The 20,993-nt window shown below is 60.2% G+C and carries 15 protein-coding genes; 8 read left to right on the top strand and 7 right to left on the bottom strand.

From position 1 onward, the window contains the following. The first annotated feature begins 98 nt into the window (after positions 1-98). From PQR62_RS01175 to PQR62_RS01165, 3 genes are all read left to right on the top strand, one after another. Positions 99-722 (top strand): chromate transporter, encoded by a 624-nt coding sequence (locus PQR62_RS01175; RefSeq protein ID WP_408154683.1) that lies wholly within the window; start codon positions 99-101, stop codon positions 720-722. Continuing rightward, complete coding sequence (locus PQR62_RS01170) at positions 719-1,249, top strand: chromate transporter (protein ID WP_408153931.1); 531 nt, start codon at positions 719-721, stop codon at positions 1,247-1,249. Before PQR62_RS01175 ends, PQR62_RS01170 begins: the two co-directional genes overlap by 4 nt. Positions 1,250-1,318: 69 nt before the next feature. Continuing rightward, positions 1,319-2,104: a class I SAM-dependent methyltransferase gene (locus tag PQR62_RS01165; protein ID WP_408153929.1), complete on the top strand. Its 786-nt coding sequence runs from the start codon at positions 1,319-1,321 to the stop codon at positions 2,102-2,104. A 12-nt stretch (positions 2,105-2,116) separates the two neighbouring features. Here PQR62_RS01165 and PQR62_RS01160 read toward each other — a convergent pair whose 3' ends face one another. From PQR62_RS01160 to PQR62_RS01145, 4 genes are all read right to left on the bottom strand, one after another. Next, entirely contained in the window at positions 2,117-4,198 is a 2,082-nt protein-coding gene (locus tag PQR62_RS01160) for an alpha/beta hydrolase family protein (RefSeq protein ID WP_408153927.1), read from the bottom strand. A 399-nt stretch (positions 4,199-4,597) separates the two neighbouring features. Continuing rightward, positions 4,598-5,170: a thioredoxin fold domain-containing protein gene (locus PQR62_RS01155; protein ID WP_408153925.1), complete on the bottom strand. Its 573-nt coding sequence runs from the start codon at positions 5,168-5,170 to the stop codon at positions 4,598-4,600. A gap of 148 nt (positions 5,171-5,318) precedes the next feature. Next, positions 5,319-7,583, bottom strand: coding sequence for an Orn/Lys/Arg family decarboxylase (locus PQR62_RS01150; protein ID WP_408153923.1), 2,265 nt, complete (start codon positions 7,581-7,583; stop codon positions 5,319-5,321). Between the two features lie 274 nt (positions 7,584-7,857). Beyond that, positions 7,858-8,367 carry a dihydrofolate reductase gene (locus tag PQR62_RS01145; protein WP_408153921.1) on the bottom strand — a complete coding sequence of 170 codons (510 nt, stop codon included), beginning with the start codon at positions 8,365-8,367 and terminating at the stop codon, positions 7,858-7,860. A gap of 783 nt (positions 8,368-9,150) precedes the next feature. Between PQR62_RS01145 and PQR62_RS01140 the strand changes: the two genes are divergently transcribed. The 5 genes from PQR62_RS01140 (at position 9,151) to PQR62_RS01120 (ending at position 17,327) form a co-directional block, all read left to right on the top strand. Then, the gene (locus PQR62_RS01140; RefSeq protein ID WP_408154681.1) at positions 9,151-10,647 is read left to right on the top strand and encodes a glucan biosynthesis protein G; all 1,497 of its coding nucleotides are present in this window, start codon (positions 9,151-9,153) and stop codon (positions 10,645-10,647) included. Further along, on the top strand, positions 10,620-13,328 hold the full coding sequence (gene mdoH / locus PQR62_RS01135; protein WP_408153919.1) for a glucans biosynthesis glucosyltransferase MdoH: 2,709 nt from the start codon (positions 10,620-10,622) through the stop codon (positions 13,326-13,328). The genes PQR62_RS01140 and mdoH overlap by 28 nt, the downstream gene beginning before the upstream one ends. 91 nt (positions 13,329-13,419) lie before the next feature. Beyond that, a complete protein-coding gene (locus PQR62_RS01130) occupies positions 13,420-14,688 on the top strand; it encodes an efflux RND transporter periplasmic adaptor subunit (protein WP_408153917.1) in 1,269 nt (422 codons plus the stop codon). Positions 14,689-14,925: 237 nt separating this feature from the next. After that, complete coding sequence (locus PQR62_RS01125) at positions 14,926-16,395, top strand: efflux transporter outer membrane subunit (protein WP_408153915.1); 1,470 nt, start codon at positions 14,926-14,928, stop codon at positions 16,393-16,395. A 98-nt stretch (positions 16,396-16,493) separates the two neighbouring features. Then, positions 16,494-17,327: a thymidylate synthase gene (locus PQR62_RS01120; protein WP_408153913.1), complete on the top strand. Its 834-nt coding sequence runs from the start codon at positions 16,494-16,496 to the stop codon at positions 17,325-17,327. A gap of 271 nt (positions 17,328-17,598) precedes the next feature. Here PQR62_RS01120 and PQR62_RS01115 read toward each other — a convergent pair whose 3' ends face one another. The 3 genes from PQR62_RS01115 to PQR62_RS01105 form a co-directional block, all read right to left on the bottom strand. Further along, complete coding sequence (locus PQR62_RS01115; RefSeq protein ID WP_408153911.1) at positions 17,599-18,228, bottom strand: carbonic anhydrase; 630 nt, start codon at positions 18,226-18,228, stop codon at positions 17,599-17,601. 461 nt (positions 18,229-18,689) lie between these two features. After that, entirely contained in the window at positions 18,690-19,622 is a 933-nt protein-coding gene (gene kce, locus PQR62_RS01110) for a 3,5-dioxohexanoate:acetyl-CoA acetone transferase (protein ID WP_408153909.1), read from the bottom strand. A gap of 410 nt (positions 19,623-20,032) precedes the next feature. Further along, positions 20,033-20,965 carry a 3-hydroxyacyl-CoA dehydrogenase gene (locus tag PQR62_RS01105; protein WP_408153907.1) on the bottom strand — a complete coding sequence of 311 codons (933 nt, stop codon included), beginning with the start codon at positions 20,963-20,965 and terminating at the stop codon, positions 20,033-20,035. Positions 20,966-20,993 lie beyond the last annotated feature (28 nt).

Raw genomic sequence — 20,993 nt, 5'->3', positions numbered from 1 at the left:
GGCGTCGTACTTCATTCAAGCATTCTTCAAGCAGGCCAATCATGAGCAATATCGAATCACACAGCAGCGCGCCGGGCGAGGGCAAGCCCCTGCCGGGGATGACATCCACCGGGGTGCCGGCGCCGACCTCAAAAGAATTATTTACAGGATTTCTCGGGCTCGGCATGACCGCTTTCGGCGGCGCCTTGCCGCTGGCGCATCGTATGGTGGTCGAGCGCCATCGCTGGCTGAGCGAGGCCGAATTCACCGAGTTGCTGGGCCTGTGCCAGTTTCTGCCCGGGGGCAACATCATCAACCTGTCGGTGGCGCTGGGGATGAAATTCCGGGGCGTGAAGGGCGCGCTGGCCGCGATCTCCGGTCTGATCGCGGTGCCGTCGGCGGTGGTGGTGGTGCTGGGCATGATCTATCAGCATTTTCAGAACGATCCCAATATCAAGCATCTGTTCGCCGGTCTGGCTGCGGCGGCGGCTGGTCTGCTGATCCAGATGGCGGTCAAGATCGCGCTGCCGCTGCGCAAGAATCTGGTGCTGGCGGCGGTGGCGCTGGTCTGCTTCATCGCCATCGCTTTGCTGCGTATTCCGCTGCTGTGGACCATGCTGGTGATGACGCCGATCAGCATTCTGGTGACCGCAAAGTTCGGCGGCAAATTCGCCGGCAAGCTGCCGGAAAAGGCCGCGGCAAAATCGGCGCCGCCGGCTGACAAAAATGGAGCGATCAAATGATTCAGACCCTGATCGCGCTGGCCTTGATTTTTTCCGAATTGTCGGTGCTGGCTTTCGGCGGCGGCAATACCATCCTGCCCGAGATGCAGCGCCAGGTGGTGGAAGTGCATCACTGGATGACGGCTGAAGATTTCAGCGCGCTGTTTGCGCTAGGGCAAGCCGCACCCGGCCCCAATCTGATGGTGGTGACGCTGGTCGGCTGGCATGTGGCCGGTTTCTACGGAATGCTGGTGACCACGCTGGCCAAGTTCGGCCCTTCGTCGCTGATCACCATCATCATGCTGCACGCCTGGGAGCGCTTCAAGGACAAGCCGTGGCGCCGTCACGTCCAGTCCGGCCTGTTGCCGGTGACCGCCGGCCTGGTCGCTGCCAGCGCCGCGCTGATCACGCATGCATCAGTCGGCAACTGGCTGCTGGGTGCGATCACTGCGGTCACCTCCATCGTCGCCCTGAAGACCAGACTGCATCCGTTGTGGCTGCTGTTCGGCGGCGCCATGGCTGGCATGCTGTTCTTGTCGCCGATGTGAAAACGGTTGGCATGCGACCCCTCATATCAACATTTAGTTTGATGCACGAAGTCTGATTGGACCCAAGCCATGAGCAATAAACAAGATGATGCGATTCACCGCACGGCGGCAGATGGCTACACCGTCACCGCCGACAACTATGTGCGTGGCCGGCCCGGTTATCCGCCGGAAGTGATGCAGTGGTTGCGAGACGACCTCTTGCTCAGCGTCGGCAAGGTGGTGCTTGATCTGGGCGCCGGCACCGGCAAGTTCACGGCCTATCTGGCACGCACCGGCGCGCATGTAATCGCCGTCGAGCCGGTCGAAAAAATGCGTGACAAGCTGGTTGAAGCTTTGCCGCAGGTGCGTGCGCTGGCCGGCACTGCCGAAGCGATTCCCATGCCCGATGCCTCGGTCGATGCCATCGTTTGCGCGCAAGCCTTCCACTGGTTTGCATCGACTGCGGCGTTGCAGGAAATTCAGCGCGTCCTCAAGCCAGGAGGATGCCTCGGCCTGATCTGGAACATGCGCGACGCGCGCGTGGGCTGGGTACAAAAGCTGGATAGCATCGTCAATCAGGTCGAAGGCGATACGCCGCGTTACCGCACCGGCGCCTGGCGCAAGGTGTTTCCATTTGCCGGCCTGAGCATGCTGCAGGAACGTCATTTTGCTGTAGGTCACACCGGCCCGGCCGAGGACGTGATTCTCAATCGCGTGCGCTCCACCAGCTTCATCGCCGCGCTGCCCTCGGAGCAACTGCGCGGAATCGAAGAGCAGATCAGGACGCTGATCGCCAACGAGCCGGAGCTGGCGGGTAAAGCGCAGGTGACGGTGCCTTATGAAACCGCCGCTTTTTGCGCAATCAAAACCGGCTAGCCCGCGCCGGTATCAATCCAGATACTGCTTCAAAAACTGCTCCATCTCGCTGAAGGTCCTGATGCGATCTTCTTCGCGGCTGAGATTGTGATCGCCCAGCGGCAGCTCCACGTATTTGTAGGAAGTATTGCCGGCGTCCTTGAGTGCGGAGACCATGTCGCGCGATTGATCCACCAGCACGATGCGGTCTTCCTTGCCGTGTATCAGCAGCAGCGGCGTGCGGATTTCCTTGGCGCGGTTGACCGGGGAAGTCTGGCGCAGGCGTTCGCGATCTTTCCACCATTCACCGATGATGCGCTCGGCGCCGATCTCGTAGCCGACATAATGTTGCGCACGTGCCAGCACGTCGCGCAAATCGGCCACGCCGGCGATGCTGACCGCGCAGCGATACAGATCCGGCGTCTTGACCACGCCCATCATGGCCGCATAACCGCCGTAGTTGGCGCCGACGATGCAGACTTTGGCGGGGTCGGCGAGCTTGCTGTCGACCATCCATTTCACGCTGTCGGTCAGGTCATCCTGCATTTCCATGCCCCAGCGCTTGAAGCCCGCAGTCTCGAACTCGCTGCCATAGCCGGAAGAGCCGCGGAAGTTGACCTGCAGCACCGCCCAGCCGCGGCTGGCCAGAAACTGGCTCATGGCATCAAAGCTGAATACGTCGCGGCTGATCGGTCCGCCGTGCGGCAGCAGCACCAGTGGATAGGGCGTGTTTTCAGCGTGCTTGACGCTGGCCGGCGGCAAGGTCAGATAACCGTGCAGAGCGACACCGTCGCGGCTCTTGAAGTTGACTGACTGCGGCGGCCGCATCCTGAAGCCGTCCAGTTGCGGCCGGGTGTTCGCAAGCTGCGCCAGAGCGCCGTTGACCCGATCCAGCCAGAATATGCGTGAGGCTTCGTTCGGCGCAGACGAATAGACGATGTGCCGCATGCCGTCGTCGCTGCTGCTGACGATGGTGTTGGTGTGCCTGGGCAGGGCGGCATCGATTTGCGCTTGCAACTCCTGCATGGCGGCATCCCAGTAAATCCGCTCGCCGAATTCGCCTGAATAGCGGAAACCCACCACCTTCTTCAGCCACTTGGCATAGACCAGGCTGCCGTGCAGATCGAAGCGCGCATCGGCGCGAATGAGCTGACGCGGAAACGCCGGGTCGGAAATATCCACCTTGAACAAGGCCTGGCGTCCCTCGTGATCGGCGCTGACGTAGAGATAGCGCGGATCGTCATCGAAGCCGTGCAACTCCATGGCGTTCTTGCGCGTGTCTTCGATGTTGCCGGCATCATAAGTGCTGAGGGTCTGCCATTTGTCGGCGCCGGGCGGTTTGACGATGATCCTGACCTGCGTATCCTTCCAGCCGCTGCCGGCGCGGACTTCGCCCTGGCGATCGGTATGCCAGCTGTAAATGGAGCCGGGATTGGGGATCAGTTTCCTCAACTGGCCGTTATCCACATTCAGTTTGTAGACGTCGGGCTTGGTCATGTTGTCCAGATCCAGCGCGATCAATACGCTGCTCGGTTCACCCTCGACCTTGCCCAGCACACGGTTCTGAAATTGCGGCACATTCTTGCGCTGAGCAAAGTCGAAGGCTGAGCCCAGCAGATCTCCCTTGAGATTGCTGCCGTCGCTGTTGACCGCCAGCATGCGGGTTTCTATCGTTTCATTGCCATAGCGAAAAAAAGGATAGCGGACATCCACCAGCAGCCGCTGATTGTTGACCCAGCGCAGGCCGTTGAAGTAGAACTTTTTGTTGTCTGTGCTCAGCGGAGTCTTCTTGATCTTGCCCGGCAATTGTGTGACCAGATAGCTCTCGCCGTTCTGATTCTGGAAATAGGCAATTGATAAGCCGTCCGGCGAGACGATGGGCGAACTGATCAGCGGCAGCGATGCAAACGCTGCGACGGGCGGTGGCGCCGATATTGAAACCGCGGCCGCAGACGCAGCAGAGTCTGATTGAGCCGCTGCGCTCTGGTCGGCGGCGGGAGCAGCAGGGGCGGAATGCGCGGCCGATGCACTGAGCGCGCAGCAGAGAACGACAGTGAGCTGCTGAAAAAGATGGCTGCTGCGTGAGTGGCCAATGGAACGGCTGGTTGAGCGCATGGATGAATTGTCGTGAGCAAGTGCGGGCGCACCGGCCGGCGAGATACGCTGTTCTGCCCGGGCCCGATTGGATATGGGATCCGCGTTCAGACTGGCGCCGCAATACTGCATCCCCCCGGATGATGGCCTGCCGATTTATAAAAGAATTCTTGTTCTGCTGTTTTCTGGCTTCGGGCTTGAAATGAATCGGCGCGGCAGGACTGCTTGCAAGCCCATGCGGAAAGCGCCGGATCGACGGCTATTCTGCGTGGTGAGGCTGAGCAAGTCAATCGATGCGCGCGCGATGGCATTTCGGGGGAGTCCCCTGCATCTGGCCGCCGCTGGCGGACCTGCAGGAAGAGCCGGCGTGAGGCGGCCGTGTCCATGCAGTTTCGTCAGCGTGCGTTTCCCGGCGACAGTTTATGAAGCCGCTACCCCCAGCAGCGCCGCCAGTTGCGCCGTGTCGATCCCGCCGGTCTTGCTGCCGTATTGTCCGGAGCCTGCATTTCTATAAAGGATATAGGGAACGCCATCGGCGCCCAGGCTTTTGAACAAGGCCGTATTCGCCTCTATTTTCTGTTCCATCCGAGGCTGGGCAGAGGATGGGCTGATTTCGTTTTTCAGAATGTGCGTCACGTGCTCATCCATTGCCTGCAGCGGATCGGCGGCAGCGAGAATCGCGGTGCTTTGCGCTTGCGATGACTTCGACAGAAAGCCGAGTGGAATCCACACGATGCGCACTTTGGAAACCAAGGGCTTTGCGCTGTTCCACAGGGCAGCGCAATGCATGCAGGCAGGATCGAAAAATACATAGGCAAGGTTGAGCGCCATGATGGGCCCCGACGCAAAGCCCGCGGCGGTGGATGCCTTTTCGTAACGTTGCGTGTTCGACAGGGCGGGTGAGGAGTCGCTGAAGCTGTTGCGCTTGCAGGCGCTGATACTCATCATGGCGCAGGCAGATAAGGCGAGTTTTCCGAATGTTCGACGATGCATGCCGCTTCCTTATGAGTGGGGTGCCGCTGAGACCATCAGGTTTTATCAACTGTTCCTGGCTGCGGTCCTGTATCGCTCATGAAAAAAGCCGATACCAGATGTCCGGTATCGGCTTTCAGCACAGCTCAAAGCAAGTCTTTGACGCTTGTTACTGACGCACGCAATCCACAAAGTAATCGCGGCGACCATTGACTTCGCGCTTCACCAGGCCATGCACGTCGGTTTCGAAGCCCGGGAATTTCTCGTTGAAATCACGCGCAAACTTGAGGTAGTCGACGATGGTCTTGTTGAACATCTCGCCCGGAATCAGCAGCGGAATGCCCGGTGGGTAAGGCGTCAACAGGATGGACGTAACGCGGCCCTCCAGTTCGTCCAGCGGCACGCGGTCGATTTCGCGGTGCGCCATCTTGGAGAACGCATCGGACGGCTTCATTGCCGGCTGCATGTCGGACAGATACATCTCTGTCGTCAGGCGCGCGACGTCGTAGGCGCGATAGGTTTCGTGAATCTGCTGGCACAGGTCGCGCAGACCCAGACGCTCGTAGCGCGCGTTGCGGCCCTGATTCGCGGCAGCGAACTCGGGCAGGATGCGCCAGATCGGCTGGTTCTTGTCGTAGTCGTCCTTGAACTGCTGCAGCGCCGTGACCAGCGTGTTCCAGCGGCCCTTGGTGATGCCGATGGTGAACATGATGAAGAACGAGTACAGACCGCATTTTTCGACGATCACGCCATGTTCCGCCAGATACTTGGTGACGATGGACGCCGGGATGCCGCTTTCGCCGAACTGGCCGTTGAGCGACAGACCGGGGGTGACGATGGTGGCCTTGATCGGGTCCAGCATGTTGAAGCCCGGCGCCAGATTGCCGAAGCCGTGCCAGTCGTCTTCCGCCTTGATGACCCAGTCTTCGCGCTCGCCGATGCCGTCGGTCGAGAAGCTGTTCGGGCCCCACACCTGGAACCACCAGTCGAGACCGAATTCCTGATCGATCTTCTTCATGGCGCGGCGGAAATCCAGCGCTTCCAGAATGCTTTCTTCCACCAGTGCAGTGCCGCCCGGCGCTTCCATCATGGCTGCTGCGACGTCGCACGAGGCGATGATCGAGTATTGCGGCGAGGTCGAGGTGTGCATCAGGAAGGCTTCATTGAAGGCATCCTGATCCAGTTGTACGGTTTCCGATTCGCGCACCAGAATCTGCGAGGCCTGCGACAGGCCGGCCAGCAGCTTGTGGGTCGACTGGGTCGAGAAGATCATCGACTGCTTGGCGCGTGGACGATCCTTGCCGATCGCGTGCATGTCCTTGTAGAAATCGTGGAAGGTGGCGTGCGGCAGCCAGGCTTCGTCGAAGTGCAGGGTATCGATTTCACCGTCCAGCATTTCTTTCAGCGTTTCGACGTTGTAGACCACGCCGTCATAAGTCGATTGCGTGATGGTCAGGATGCGCGGCTTCTTGTTCACGGCTTCGCGCGCGAACGGATTGGCTTCGATCTTGCGACGGATGCTTTCCATCGTGAACTCTTCCAGCGGAATCGGGCCGATGATGCCCAGGTGATTGCGCGTCGGCATCAGGAACACGGGGATTGCGCCGGTCATGATGATGGAGTGCAGAATCGACTTGTGGCAATTACGGTCGACCACCACGATGTCGCCCGGGGCCACGGTCGAGTGCCACACCATCTTGTTGGACGTCGAGGTGCCGTTGGTGACGAAATAGCAGTGGTCGGCATTGAAGATACGCGCGGCATTGCGTTCCGAATCGGCTACAGGGCCGGTGTGATCCAGCAACTGGCCGAGTTCTTCGACGGCGTTGCAGACGTCGGCGCGCAGCATGTTTTCACCGAAGAACTGGTGGAACATCTGGCCGATCGGCGACTTCAGGAACGCCACGCCGCCCGAGTGGCCGGGGCAGTGCCAGGAATACGAACCGTCCTGCGCGTAATGCACCAGCGCGCGGAAGAAGGGCGGCGCCAGGCCGTCGAGGTAAGACTTGGCTTCGCGGATGATGTGGCGCGCCACGAATTCGGGCGTGTCTTCGAACATGTGGATGAAGCCGTGCAGTTCGCGCAGGATATCGTTGGGAATATCGCGCGAGGTGCGGGTTTCACCGTACAGGTAAATCGGGATGTCGGAGTTCTTGTGGCGGATCTCGCCCACGAAGGCGCGCAGCGATTTGAGTGCGAAGTCGGTTTCTTCGGAGGAGCCGGCGCCGAACTCTTCATCGTCGATCGACAGGATGAAGGCGGAGGCGCGCGATTGCTGCTGGGCAAATTGAGACAGATCGCCGTAGCTGGTGACGCCCAGCACTTCCATGCCTTCTTCTTTGATGGCATCGGCGAGGGCGCGAATGCCGAGGCCGGAAGTGTTTTCGGAGCGGAAATCTTCGTCAATGATGACGATGGGGAAACGGAATTTCATAATTTCTCCAAGGCTAGGGCGTGTGAGCAATCAATTTGCGATTGCCGATCAGCCGGACATGAGGCGGAGCCAGGCGCGCATGGCGCGTGGCCGCTCTTAAAGTCATGACCCGGAAAATCAATTGCTGACACGCCCTAATGAGGGTGAAAAAAACGCCTGGGCAGAAAAGCTTGCGCGCCAAAAAGAAAGAAGCCGAATTTTCGCAGATATGCGCAAATGAGGTGCGCATATTACAGAAAAACCGGCAAATACAACAAGCAGGGCGTTTTATCGCTCAGCGCCGCTCGTATGTCACAAACGCGTAGTCAAATCCTGCTACTTCGGAGCGGTGAGTGTCGCGCGCGGTTTCTTGCCATTGCGCGGCATCGATGGCGGGGAAGAAGGCATCGCAGTCGAACACCTGATCGATGCGGGTGATGATCAGACGTTTCACCAGCGGCAGGGCTTCGGCATAAATCTGCGCGCCGCCGATGATGAAGGCCGGTGCGGCGCCGACCAGTTGCGCCGCATCATGCAGCGAGGCCGCGCTTTCGACGCCGGCGTGTTGCCATTCGCCATTGCGGGTGATGACGATGTTGCGCCGGTTGGGCAACGGGTGGCCGATCGAGTCGAAGGTCTTGCGGCCCATCAGGATGGGATGGCCGGACGTGGTCCGCTTGAAGTGCGCCAGATCTTCCGGCAGCCGCCACGGCAGGGTGTTGTTGATGCCGATGCCGTTGTTGCGGTCGGTAGCGACGACGATGGTCAGGTCTGCATTAAGCGGCTGGAGCGGATTGAAAGACATGCTGGGCTGAACTCTTGACGGTATATCTTGACGGTAGATGAGGCAGGCCGCTTGCTGCGGCCCCGAAACACATAATGTTACAGGAGCCATGCTGCATGACGGAACTTTCTGTCCGGTAATCGCCCTTATAGCTTTGAAAAACGCGTTCTCGTGACGGCGCAGGGATGACAGGGCCGCCGTTCAGCCGTTCAAGCAGGCACGCAAGGCCGGGCAGGATCAGAATGATTCAGTCGCCAGCCGCTCGCCAGCGATCGCAGCCTGAACAAGCGAACCACCAGGGTTGAAGCCGCCGCCCGCCGCGCTGGTCGTCAGCGCACTGTCAGTGATGGCGGCATCGTCTCGCCGGCAGTGCTGCTTATTTACTGCGATAGCGTTCGAACAAGTCACGCAACATTGGGTAAACTACCGCCTGCTTTCCAGGTTGGACAAAGAGATGAATAGCGGACCGAAGGCGTGATTCAACGCCGGATGCCGAGCAAGGATTTTGCTGCGCTCATGCATTGCTTGTTGTATTTGCATGCAATTCGTGCGATATAGCCACACGAACTTACGCAGCAGCAAATTAACACCGGCAATCACGGTTCTTGGCCGATCGCTCTTTGTTCTACCCGGACGTAAAAGCAGGCTCACATAAAATATTGCATGTCAGACACAACAATAATGCTTTCAACAATAAATCGGCGACCTGCAATGGAAAACTCCATCGGCAGCATCCGTCGCATCGCGCTCCCGGTCCGTTTCGGAAAACTGGGAAAAATTGCTCTTTCGGCAACTGTGGCTTGCATGCTGGCTCTGCCGGCTGCCGCCTTTGCCTTTGATTTCAATACGGTGGCGGCACGCGCCAAGGCATTGGCCGGCAAGTCTTACAAGAAGCCATCCGAGGACATACCCAAGGAAGTCAAGGATCTGAGCTACGAGCAGGCCAGCCAGATTCACTTCCGCGCGGATCATTCTTACTGGCGCACGCAAAAGCTGCCGTTCGAACTGTCCTTCATTCACCTTGGCGGCGGCTTCAACGATCCGGTCAAGATCAATGAGGTGGTGGGCGGCAGCGTGCGCGAGATTCAGTTCAATGCCAATCTGTTTGACTACGGCGCCACGCGCAACGTCGACCCGCGTCGTCTGCGCAATATCGGTTTCGCCGGTTTCCGCATTCGTTATCCGGTCAACAACGCCAAGGTCAAGGACGATGTGCTGACCTTCCACGGCGCCAGCTATTTCCGGGCGATGGGCAAGGGCCAGGGCTACGGTCTTTCGGCGCGTGGTCTGGCCATCGACACCGCCTTGTATTCGGGCGAGGAATTCCCGCGCTTCAGCGAATTCTGGCTGGAGCGTCCGGCCGCCGGCGCCAAGGAACTGGTGATCTATGCATTGCTGGATTCGCCGCGCGCCACCGGGGCCTATCGCTTTGTGCTCAAGCCGGGCAGCGATACGGCAATCGACGTCAAGTCGCAGATCTATCTGCGCGCCAACGTCACCAAGCTCGGCATTGCGCCGCTGACCAGCATGTTCTACTTCGGCGAGAATCAGCCCGGCCCGGGCGACGATTTCCGTCCCGAAGTGCATGACTCCGACGGCCTCTCGATGCAGTCCGGCACCGGCGAATGGCTGTGGCGTCCGCTGGTCAATCCTAAACGCTTGCTGGTGACCGCCTTCTCCTTCGACAATCCCATGGGCTTCGGCCTGATGCAGCGCGACCGCGCCTTCAGCAGCTATCAGGATCTGGACTACAACTATCAGTCGCGTCCCAGCGCCTGGATCGAACCCAAGGGCAAGTGGGGTTCGGGCCGCGTGGAGCTGGTGCAGATTCCGACGCCGGATGAAACCAACGACAACATCGTGGCGTACTGGATTCCCAACACCATGCCGAAACCGGGCCAGCCGCTGAATGTCGAATACCGCATGCTGTGGCAGAAGGACAATGACAAGACACCGCCGCTGGCGTGGGTGACGCAGACCCGATTCGGTCACGGCTATCGCGCCAAGCTGGATGGCGGCAAGCAGGATGATTCGCTGGCGCTGGCGATCGACTTTGACGGCACGGCGCTCAAGAAACTGCCGGCCAACGCCCGTATCGAAGGAGTGGTCGAGGCAGACGCCAACGGCAAGATTGTCAGCGTGGCAACGCGTCGCAATGAGGCGACCGGCGGCTGGCGCATTGAAGTGAAATTGCGCCGGAATGAAGATAACAAGCCCGTCGAGCTGCGCGGATTTTTGCGCAACGGCAACGGCGGCACAACCTTGTCAGAAACGTGGAGCTACATATTACCCCCCAACTAAGGCAAACAACGGAAGCATCCCAGGCGCTCGAGCACTACCTCGGGCGCTTGCCGTTATCGCCTGAGCTGCGCCAGCAACTGGCGACGCGGGCCGGTGAAATCGGCTCCGGCGATCCGGTTGCCGATCTGCATCGCGTGCTGGCGCAGTCAGGCCTGAACACTCCCTCCACCAGCGAACTGCCGGCTGCCGATGCATCGGCAGCCTTAGATTCATCAGGTGCGCCAGCAGCGCTGTCCACGCAGATCCAGGCCGCTGCAATCAATGCCGATCCTTTTGCCAGCGCTGCGCAGCAGTCGGTTCCGGCGCGCCTGCAGATGCTGTATCCGTCGGGGCCCGCAGCCTTTGCCTCGCATCGTCAGCCGCTGATCGGCACCGACCGCGAACTGCAGCCGCATATCGCGGTGGCGCCGCCGCTCAATCGCAAATCGATGGTGCCGCGCCCTTGGGGCGAACTCAATCCGTTTGCGCGCTGGGTCGATGAAGAAAATCGCCGGCTGGATCGCCGGCCGGGGCGCTGGCGCCGCAAGAAGGGCAAGGCCAAGCCGGAGCCGGTCGTCTCCAATGTGCCGGATGAACCGCATTATGTGGAAGACCATCACGACACATCGGAAGCGCCCGATCCGCGCGGTTACTGGCAGCATCGCGGCAATATGCGCCGCATCACGCTGCTGGTGCTGATGGTCTTGCAGACCGCCATGGCCACTTATTTCATGAGCGACGTGCTGCCGTATCACGGCACCAAACCGCTTGAAATGCTGGTACTGGGCTTGTTCGCATTGCTGTTCCTGTGGGTCTCGGCAGGTTTCTGGACCGCGCTGACCGGCTTTCTGCTGCTGATGCGCGGCGACGATGAATATCTGATCTCGCACGAAAAGGCGGGCGTCAAGGACATCGACGCTGAAGCCCGCACCGCCATCGTCATGCCGATCTGCAATGAAGACGTGGCGCGCGTGTTCGCCGGCTTGCGTGCGACCTACGAGTCGCTGGAACGCACCGGCCAGATCGAGCATTTCGATTTCTTCGTCCTGAGCGATAGCGGCGAAGCCGACATCTGCGCTGCGGAGACCAAGGCCTGGGCCTCGATCTGCGAAGAGACCGGCGGCTTCGGCCGCATCTTCTATCGTCATCGCCGTCGCCGCGTGAAGCGCAAGAGCGGCAACATTGACGATTTCTGCCGTCGCTGGGGCGCCGACTATCGTTACATGGTGGTGCTCGACGCCGACAGCGTGATGACCGGCGACTGCCTGACCAAGCTGACGCGTCTGATGGAAGCGCATCCCGGCGCCGGCATCATTCAGAGCGCACCGCGCGCCGCCGGTCGCGACACGCTGTATGCCCGCATCCAGCAATTCTCGACCCGCGTGTACGGCCCGCTGTTCACCGCCGGCCTGCATTACTGGCAACTGGGCGAGTCGCATTACTGGGGCCACAACGCCATCATCCGTCTGGCGCCCTTCATCAAGTATTGCGCGCTGGCGCCGCTGCCCGGCGAAGGCAATATGGCCGGGGCCATCCTGTCGCACGATTTCGTCGAAGCTTCGCTGATGCGGCGCGCCGGCTGGTCGGTGTGGATCGCCTACGATCTGGACGGCAGCTACGAAGAAATGCCGCCCAATCTGCTCGACGAGCTGAGCCGCGACCGCCGCTGGTGCCAGGGCAATCTGATGAACTTCCGCCTGTTCCTGGCGCGCGGCATGCACGCGGTGCATCGCGCGGTGTTCGTGACCGGCGTCATGGCCTATGTCTCGGCGCCGCTGTGGTGTCTGTTCCTGGTGCTGTCGACCTTGTTGCTGGCCTCGCATACGCTGATCGATCCGCAATACTTTGTCGAGCCGCGCCAGATGTTCCCGATCTGGCCCGAATGGCATCCGGAGAAAGCGTTGGCGCTGGTCTCGGCCACCGCTACCATCCTGTTCCTGCCCAAAGTGCTGAGCGTGCTGCTGTTCGCCGCCAAGGGCGCCAGGGGTTTTGGCGGCGTGCTGGCGCTGACTTGCAGCATGCTGATCGAATTGCTGTTCTCCATGCTGCTGGCGCCGGTACGCATGCTGTTCCACACCCGTTTCGTGCTGGGCGCCTATCTGGGCTGGGCGCTGAGCTGGAAGTCGCCGCCGCGCGCCGACAACGAAACCGGCTGGGATGAAGCTCTGCGTCGGCATGGCATGCATTCGATCATCGGCGTGGCCTGGGGCGCGATCGTGTTCTGGCTGAATCCTTCGTTCATCTGGTGGCTGTTGCCGATCGCCGGTTCGCTGGCCGTGTCGGTGCCGATTTCGGTGATGTCGAGCCGGGTCTCCCTCGGCCGGGCTTTCCGTCGCATCGGCCTGTTCAAGATTCCGGAAGAGAGCGACGTGCCGCTGGAGCTCAGCGAGACCACGCGTTATCTGAAGGCGACCCCGGCCTTGCCGGGCTTTCTCGAGGCGGTGGTCGATCCGACCTTCAATGCGCTGGTGTGCGCCACCGCCCACGCCCATCCGCGCGTGCCCGGCGTCACCGTGCATGTGCGCGAGCGGCTGGTGCGCCAGGCTTTGCGCGATGGCCCCGACGGCTTGAGCGACAAGCAGAAAAACAGTCTGCTGGAAGAGCCGCAATTGCTGTCGCAGTTGCATCAGGCGGTGTGGAGCGGCGCGCCCGAAGTGCATGCCGACTGGCTGCAAGCCGTGCACCGGAGCGTGCCCGCATAATATGCAGGAGAGCAGGTCAGGCCGGAACCCGAAAGGTAATCCGGCCGTCATTTTTTTCTGAAATCATTAGAGATCAATTGCAAGCGCCATCATGAATCAGCCTCAGGACGATCACAAACTCCCCCCCACACTGCCCGAATTCGAAGCGGCGGCGCCGCGACGTTCCGGTCTGGTGCCGGTGATCTGGGGTCTGGTGATCTTGCTCCTGCTGATAGGCGGAGCGGTCTTGTTGTGGCAGAAACGTACGCCGCCGCCGGCCAAGGTGGTGGTGCCGGTGCGACTGGAAACCGTGCGCGCCGAACTGGCCGACATCGAGCAGGTGGTCAACGCCACCGGCAATGTGGTGGTGCAGAGTTACGTGGATGTCGGCTCCAAGGTGGCCGGCCAGATTGCCGATGTCGACGTCAGTGTCGGTGAAGCGGTCAAGGCCGGCAAGTTGCTGGTGACGGTGTCGCCGGCGTTGCAGAACAGCCGTATCGAAAACAATCGTGCGCAACTGGCGCGCCTCAAGGCTGAACTGGCCGGGCAGAACGCTCAACTCGATTTCGCCCAGTTGCAATTCCAGCGCCAGACGCAGTTGAAGGCCGAGAACGCCACGCGCGAAGAAGCCTATGAGTCGAGCCGCATGAACATGTATTCGGCCGCGGCACGGGTCGATGCAATCAATGCGCAGATCCAGCAGACCGAATCCAGCATCAAGGACGACGAAGCGATCCAGAAACAGACCCGCATCGAAGCGCCGGTCAGCGGTACCGTGGTGACGCTGAATGCACGCGTGGGACAGATGCTGAACGTGAATCAGGACGTGCTCATGCGCATCGCCGATCTGAGCAAGATGACGGTGCAGGTGCCGGTGGCGGAAGAAGAAGTGACCCGTCTGCAAAAAGGCATGACCGCCTATTTCAGCACACCGGGTTATCCGGGCAAACGCTGGAGCGGCAAGCTGCGCCAGATCATGCTGCTGCCCACCGATGACTCCGGCCGCCAGGGCAAGAAGGCCTTCTACACGGTGTTGTTCGACGTCGCCAATCCCAGCCGCGAGCTGATGAGCGGCATGACCGCCGACGTCTATTTCGTGCTGGCGCGGGTCGAGAAAGCAGTGGTGATTCCGGTGTCGCTGGTGACCAAACCTGGCATCGACGGCACTCAAAGCATCAAGGTCATGCAGGCCGACGGCAAGCTCGAAACCCGCAAGATCAAGATCGGCATCCGCGATACAGATCGCGCGCAAGTGTTGTCGGGATTGAAGGAGGGCGAACAGATCGTGTTGCCGGCCACGCCGGCTGCCGGCAATGCCAATGTGGTCGGCTCCACGCAAGGGCCGGGCACAGCTTCGGCCGGCCCCAGCGCCGCACCGTAACACGGCGTCGGCAGCGGCATCCTGAGGACCAGGCCGCAGGCAGGCGTTTCCATGCGTTCAGGCTCTTTCGCGCACCCTATGCATGCCCTATACATGCCGCTTAATCTGCATCCGCGGTGGCGATTCATTAAAATGGAGGCCGCTGGGTGCGGTATGTGCGCAGTTCGATAAGCAATGCACAGCGTCCTGCCTTTAGTTTTCCTGTCGCTCGGCGACATTTCCTGGATCGTGTTTCATATGAGTTTTCCAAGCCGACATCGTGATGTACCGCATGCAGCATTCAGTCTCAAGGCCACGGCCCTGGCTGCTGCCGTGGCGGCAGCGCTGATGCTGAGCGGATGCGCCTCACGCACCGTCGAACTGGAGCCGGTTACCGAGATGAAGGTGCCCGATTCCTGGGGCAGCGGCGCCACCGTTGATGTTGCGCGCAGCGAGCAGCTATGGCCGGACACTGATTGGTGGCGCCAGTTCGGCAGCAGCGAACTGGCCAGGCTGGTCGATGACGGCCAGCACAACAACTTTGAAATTGCCGCCGCCTATTCACGCGTGCAGCAGGCCGAAGCGCAGGCGCGTATTGCCGGCGCGCCGCTGTTGCCTGAAGTCGATCTGGCGATGAGCGCCAGCCGCACCTTGCCGCTCAGCGGCGGCAGCCCCAGCAACACCGCCAGCGGCTTGCTGACGGTCAGCTACGAAGTCGATTTCTGGGGTAAGAACAGAGCCAGTGCGGATGCCGCCGAGTCGGCGCTGCGCGCCAATCGTTACGATCGCGAAACCGTGGCGCTCACGGTGACCAGCGGCATCGTCTCCACCTATCTGCAGGTGCTCTCGCTGCGCGACCGCTTGCAGATCGCCAAGCAGAACGTCGAAAACGCACAGCGCGTGTTGAAGGTGGTCGAGGCGCAGAGCCGGGCCGGCTCGGCCTCGCCGCTGGATCTGGCGCGCCAGCGTTCGGCGCTGGCCAATCAGCGTCAGTTGATTCCCGATCTGGAACAGCAGCAGCTCGATGCCCAGACCGCGCTGGCGATTCTGCTGGGACGTCCGCCGCAGAATTTCACGGTGGAGGAAAAAGGTCTGGCTGAAATCCAGATGCCGAAAATCGCCGCCGGCCTGCCCTCCGAATTATTGTCGCGCCGGCCCGATGTGCGCCGCGCCGAAGCGCGTCTGGCAGAGGCCAACGCCAACGTCGCGGTGGCGCGCGCTGCGCTGTTTCCCAGCATTACGCTGACCGGCTCCACCGGCGCTCAGAGCAATGCCTTGCTATCTCTGTTCAATGGTCCCAATCTGCTGGCCAATCTGGGGGCTGGTCTGATCACGCCGATCTTCGATTCAGGCCGCCAGCAAAGCCGCCGCGATCTGGCCATCGCGCAGAAGCAGGAGCTGGTGCAGGTGTATCGCTTGCGGGTAATCAATGCGCTGTCTGAGGTGGAAAAAGCATTGGGCGCGATCCGCAGTCTGGAGGAGCGTTATCGCCTCAAGACCGGCGAGGTCGATCAGGCGCGCTTCGCCTTCGAGCTGTCGGAAATTCGTTATCGGGCCGGCGCCGAAGATCTGATGGTGGTGCTGGACACCCAGCGCAATCTGTCGGAAGCGCAGAATCAACTGGGCCAGATCAAGCTGCAGCGCCTGCAAGCTACCGTCTCGCTGTACAAGGCGCTGGGCGGCGGCTGGCATGACGATGCGCCGGGCAATGCGGCCAAGGCGCCGTGATCAGGGCGGTGGGTATAGGGCTCATCAGCACCAGGGGCGCAACACGATGCATGGTCACGCCTTATACTCTCGATATTCGCGTTTAAAAGAGATTTCCTGTGAAGCAATATCTTGAACTTCTGACCGACATCCTGGAGAACGGCGCCCAGAAAGGCGACCGCACCGGAACCGGCACCACTTCCGTCTTTGGCCGGCAGATCCGGCATAACCTGGAAAAGGGCTTTCCGCTCCTGACCACCAAGAAGCTGCATTTCAAAAGTATTGCGAATGAGCTGATTTGGTTCTTGAATGGCGATACCAACATCAAGTGGCTGAACGAGAACGGCGTCAGCATCTGGAACGAATGGGCGACTGAAGATGGCGAACTGGGCCCGGTGTACGGCAAGCAGTGGACCGCCTGGCCGACAAAAGACGGCGGGAGCATCAACCAGATTGACTATGTCGTCAACGCCCTGAAGACCAATCCGAACAGCCGTCGCATCCTCTTCCACGGGTGGAATCCCGAATATCTGCCCAACGAGCGCAAGAAACCTCAGGACAACGCCAGGGAAGGCCTGATGGCACTTCCACCGTGTCACCTCCTGTATCAGTTCTATGTCGCCAACGGCAAGCTGTCCTCCCAACTGTATATCCGCAGTTCGGACAGCTTCCTGGGTCTGCCGTACAACATCGCATCGCTGGCCTTGCTCACGCACATGCTGGCGCAGCAATGTGACCTGGCGCCTCATGAGATTGTGGTCAGCATCGGCGACCTGCATGCCTACTCCAACCACATGTCCCAGATTCAGGAACAGTTGACGCGCGAGACTCGCACGCTGCCGCAACTGCTGATCAAGCGCAGGCCGGATTCCATCTACGACTACAGGTTCGAGGACTTCGAGATCGTCGGGTATGACCCGCATCCCTCGATCAAGGCGCCGATTGCGGTGTGAGCTCACGTTAGATGATGAAATAAAAAAAGGAGGCCTCGGCCTCCTTTTTTCATGCCTGCTTGCAGCCTGACGTCCAAGCCTGCGTGGAATAAGACTTTGCTGAACCTGAGAGTGGTTGACGCCGCCGATGCCCACGCCAGGCTTCTCTTCTGACTGTTACTTCAGCATCGAGAATCAAATCGGGCTTGTCTACTCGAAGCGCGCTGCATGATAAGCACGCTGGGTTTTGCCGCATGCCTTTCCGATACGCTCTGCCTCCGGCGCGATCTTCTCAAACCTTGGTTGCGGGATGCTGGGCCAGCGGTATGAAGGTGTTGGTCGCATCGAGCGCATCTATCGAACCGCTCTCGATATCATAGACCCACCCGTGCAGGGTCAGTCGACCTTGAGCGAGAGCCAGGGCTACCGACGGATGGGTGCGGATGTTATTCAACTGTGCGATGACGTTCTCGCGAACCATCCCGTTGATGCGGTCATTCTCATTCGCGTGGTTCTTGGATTCATTAATCATCCGCGCCGCATCGGCATAATGCAGCCAGTGTTTAACTGCAGGCATGTGATCCAGGCAAGCACATGTGGCGACCGCTTTCATGGCACCGCAATCTGAGTGACCGCAGATGACGATATCCGTTACTTTCAATTGCGCAACAGCGTATTCGACCGTTGCGCTGACACCGCCCGGTTCCGGGCCGAACGAGGGCACGATGTTGCCGGCATTGCGAATCACGAAGAGCTCACCAGGTTCGCGCTGCGTCACAAGCTCCGGCACCATTCTGCTATCCGAGCAGGAAATGAACAGTGCCTTGGGGGTTTGGCCGGTCGCCAGCGTTTTGAACAGCTCTTTGCGTGCCGGAAAGACGTCCTGCTGGAAGCGGAGAAAACCATTGATAATGTCGCGCATATTGAATAAAAGCTGGCTGATACAGGAGCGCCATTATCGCTTAGATGCTGATATGCCGTCATCTACTGAGCAATGGTCTCTTCCTGACCAAGTCGTTCAGTCGACATCAAATATTTCCTTTCCGTAATAAATCTCCGTTGCCACCAGGACACCGATGGGATTCCATCGGCATGGCGATTTCCAGGGCCGGAAGCTCTAAGCTCTTTGCTCCATATATATTTTCAAGGCGCCGTCGCAGCGCCCAGCCGGCGGCGTCCGGTCTGCCGCGCAGAGCGAATCGCCCAGGATGCGGCTGCATCTGGAGCGAAATCCTGACCTCAGACAGCGATTGATTTTTCTCGGGTATGGCGCTTCTGTCTGATTGCCATACCCGTGGTCGCCGTTTCGGGAATTCCGGCCGCACATTAAAACGCCGCCACCCGGTCGGGCGGCGGCGTCATCACAGCTGATAAAGACGATGATCAGAATCCGACCTTGTCTCCTCCCTTGAGCTTGAGCATTTCGCGCGCGTCGTCCGGCGTCGCCACTTCCAGCGACAGCGCTTCGATCACGGTGCGGATGCGTTTGACCTGGTCGGCATTGCTCTTGGCCAGTTGGCCCGGGCCGTCCCACAGCGAATCTTCCAGACCGACGCGGGTGTGGCCGCCGATTGCCGCCGAGATGGTGGCGATCGGAATCTGACCACGGCCGGCGCCCAGCACCGACCAGTAATAGTCTTCGCCGAACAGGCGGTCGGCGGTGCGCTTCATGTGCATCACGTCTTCCACATCGTTGCCGATGCCGCCGCGCAGACCGAACACCGACTGAATCAGGAACGGCGGCTTGATCAGGCCGCGGTCGATGAAGTGCGCCGCGGTGTAGAGGTGGCCGATGTCGTAGCACTCGATTTCAAAGCGGGTCTGATTGGCGCTGCAGGATTCGAGGATGTAGGCGATGTCCTTGAAGGTGTTGCGGAAGATGCGGTCGTCGGATTCGGCCAGGTAAGGTTTCTCCCAGTCGTATTTGAAGTCCTTGAAACGGCCCAGCATTTCATACAGGCCGAAGTTCATCGAACCCATGTTGAGCGAGGCGACTTCCGGTTTCAGCTGCAGCGCCGGTTGCAGGCGTTCTTCTACGCCCATGGTGGGCGCGCCGCCGGTGGTCAGGTTGATGACGACGTTGGATTTGGCCTTGATCTGCGGCAGGAATTTGCGGAATTCGTTGGGGTCTTGCGTCGGTTTGCCGTTTTGCGGATCGCGCGCGTGCAGGTGGACGATGGCGGCGCCGGCTTCGGCCGCGCCCAGTGCGGCGTCACGGATTTCGTCCGGCGTCACCGGCAGGTAGGGCGACATCGAGGGGGTGTGGATGGCGCCGGTGACGGCGCAGGTGATGATGACTTTTTTGGGTTTGCTCATTTGGTTCTCCTGTGGGTGTTGGTTGTTGTCTTTTGTTGCGTGTCGGTTGTCAGTGCCGTTGCTGATACGGATGCTGTGTTTTCTTCGGACTACCGCCGTTGCCGGGGGCGGCCCGGCAGCCGCTCACTTTCTTTGCTTCGCCAAAGAAAGTAAGCAAAGAAAGGCGACCCCGAAGACTTGCCCCTGCGGGGTTCCCGCTGCTGTGGCGCAAAAAATGGGAAGTGAAACAAACTCGCTGCGCTCAGACAAGTTTCACTTCTGATCCATTTTCTGCACCACATCACCGGCTGCGTCCCCACGGGGAGTTCTTTTAATCGCCTCGCCTTCGGCCTCGGGATTGGGCTCGCCTGCGGCTTCGTGTTCTTTGCACACCGGTCATCCTCTTCTGGACTGGTGTTGTTGCTAACTGATTACTTCGCTTGCTTGCGCTTGTGCGCCACCAGTCCCATCAGGCGGTTGTCGCGCCAGCGCGAGCGTTCGCCGAGTTGGTCGGTTTTGAGTTCCTGGCGGCGTTCGCTTTCGATCTGCTTGAGCGTGGTTTCATTCCATTCGTTCGGCAGTTGGGTCTTGGCGACGTCGCGGTAGGTGTGGCCGTAGCGTTGAGCGTAGTCGATGATGCCGTCGGGAGCGTTGAGGTCTATGGTTTCGAACGGGCCCATGAAGGACCAGCGCAGGCCCAGTCCGTCTTTCAGTACCTTGTCCAGGTCTTCGGAGGAGGCGTAGCCGTTTTCGTAGAGGTTCAGCGCTTCGTTGAGCACCGCGCCTTGAATGCGGTTGAGCAGGAAGCCGGTAATTTCCTTTTTCAGCAGCACCGGCGACTGGCCGGCGCGGGTGTAGATGTCGTGTGCGCGGGCGACGGCTTTTTTCGAAGTCCATGGCGCCGGCGCCAGTTCTACCAGCGGCACCAGATAAGGCGGGTTGACCGGGTGCGCCACCAGAATGCGGTCGCGGCCGGGCAGGTGTTCGGAAAACTCCGAGGTCGGAATCCAGGAGGTGGAGCTGGTGAGGATGGTGTCCGGCGCCGCCAGCTTGTCCATCTCGGCGAAAATCTGGCGCTTCACTTCTACCGTTTCCTTGACGTTTTCCTGTACCAGCACCGCGCCCTGCAAGGCATCGGCCAGAGATGCTGCAGGCTTGATGCGCGCCGCCACCACATCGGGCGCTTCGTCGATCAGGCCGTGCTGCGCCAGGTCGCTGAGGTTTTCGCGCAGCAGCTGCTGGCAGGCATCCAGCGCCTGCGGCACGGCGTCGTAAATGGCGACGTCAAAACCGGCGCGGGCGAATACGATGGCCCAGGCGCGGCCGATGAGGCCGGCGCCGACGACTGCAATTTTTTCACTCATGTTGTCTCCTCTGATATCAACTGCCGCG

It is taken from the genome of Herbaspirillum lusitanum, assembly GCF_046025995.1.
Classification (GTDB): domain Bacteria; phylum Pseudomonadota; class Gammaproteobacteria; order Burkholderiales; family Burkholderiaceae_D; genus Herbaspirillum; species Herbaspirillum lusitanum_A.
The sequence above is the reverse complement of the archived record's forward strand: the minus strand, read 5'-3'. Positions and strand labels throughout refer to the sequence as shown.

Coding starts and splice junctions, on each gene's coding strand:
- PQR62_RS01175 (WP_408154683.1), top strand. CDS start 99: ATGACATCCACCGGGGTGCCGGCGCCGACCTCAAAAGAATTATTTACA.
- PQR62_RS01170 (WP_408153931.1), top strand. CDS start 719: ATGATTCAGACCCTGATCGCGCTGGCCTTGATTTTTTCCGAATTGTCG.
- PQR62_RS01165 (WP_408153929.1), top strand. CDS start 1,319: ATGAGCAATAAACAAGATGATGCGATTCACCGCACGGCGGCAGATGGC.
- PQR62_RS01160 (WP_408153927.1), bottom strand. CDS start 4,198: ATGCGCTCAACCAGCCGTTCCATTGGCCACTCACGCAGCAGCCATCTT.
- PQR62_RS01155 (WP_408153925.1), bottom strand. CDS start 5,170: ATGCATCGTCGAACATTCGGAAAACTCGCCTTATCTGCCTGCGCCATG.
- PQR62_RS01150 (WP_408153923.1), bottom strand. CDS start 7,583: ATGAAATTCCGTTTCCCCATCGTCATCATTGACGAAGATTTCCGCTCC.
- PQR62_RS01145 (WP_408153921.1), bottom strand. CDS start 8,367: ATGTCTTTCAATCCGCTCCAGCCGCTTAATGCAGACCTGACCATCGTC.
- PQR62_RS01140 (WP_408154681.1), top strand. CDS start 9,151: ATGCTGGCTCTGCCGGCTGCCGCCTTTGCCTTTGATTTCAATACGGTG.
- PQR62_RS01130 (WP_408153917.1), top strand. CDS start 13,420: ATGAATCAGCCTCAGGACGATCACAAACTCCCCCCCACACTGCCCGAA.
- PQR62_RS01125 (WP_408153915.1), top strand. CDS start 14,926: ATGAGTTTTCCAAGCCGACATCGTGATGTACCGCATGCAGCATTCAGT.
- PQR62_RS01115 (WP_408153911.1), bottom strand. CDS start 18,228: ATGCGCGACATTATCAATGGTTTTCTCCGCTTCCAGCAGGACGTCTTT.
- kce (WP_408153909.1), bottom strand. CDS start 19,622: ATGAGCAAACCCAAAAAAGTCATCATCACCTGCGCCGTCACCGGCGCC.
- PQR62_RS01105 (WP_408153907.1), bottom strand. CDS start 20,965: ATGAGTGAAAAAATTGCAGTCGTCGGCGCCGGCCTCATCGGCCGCGCC.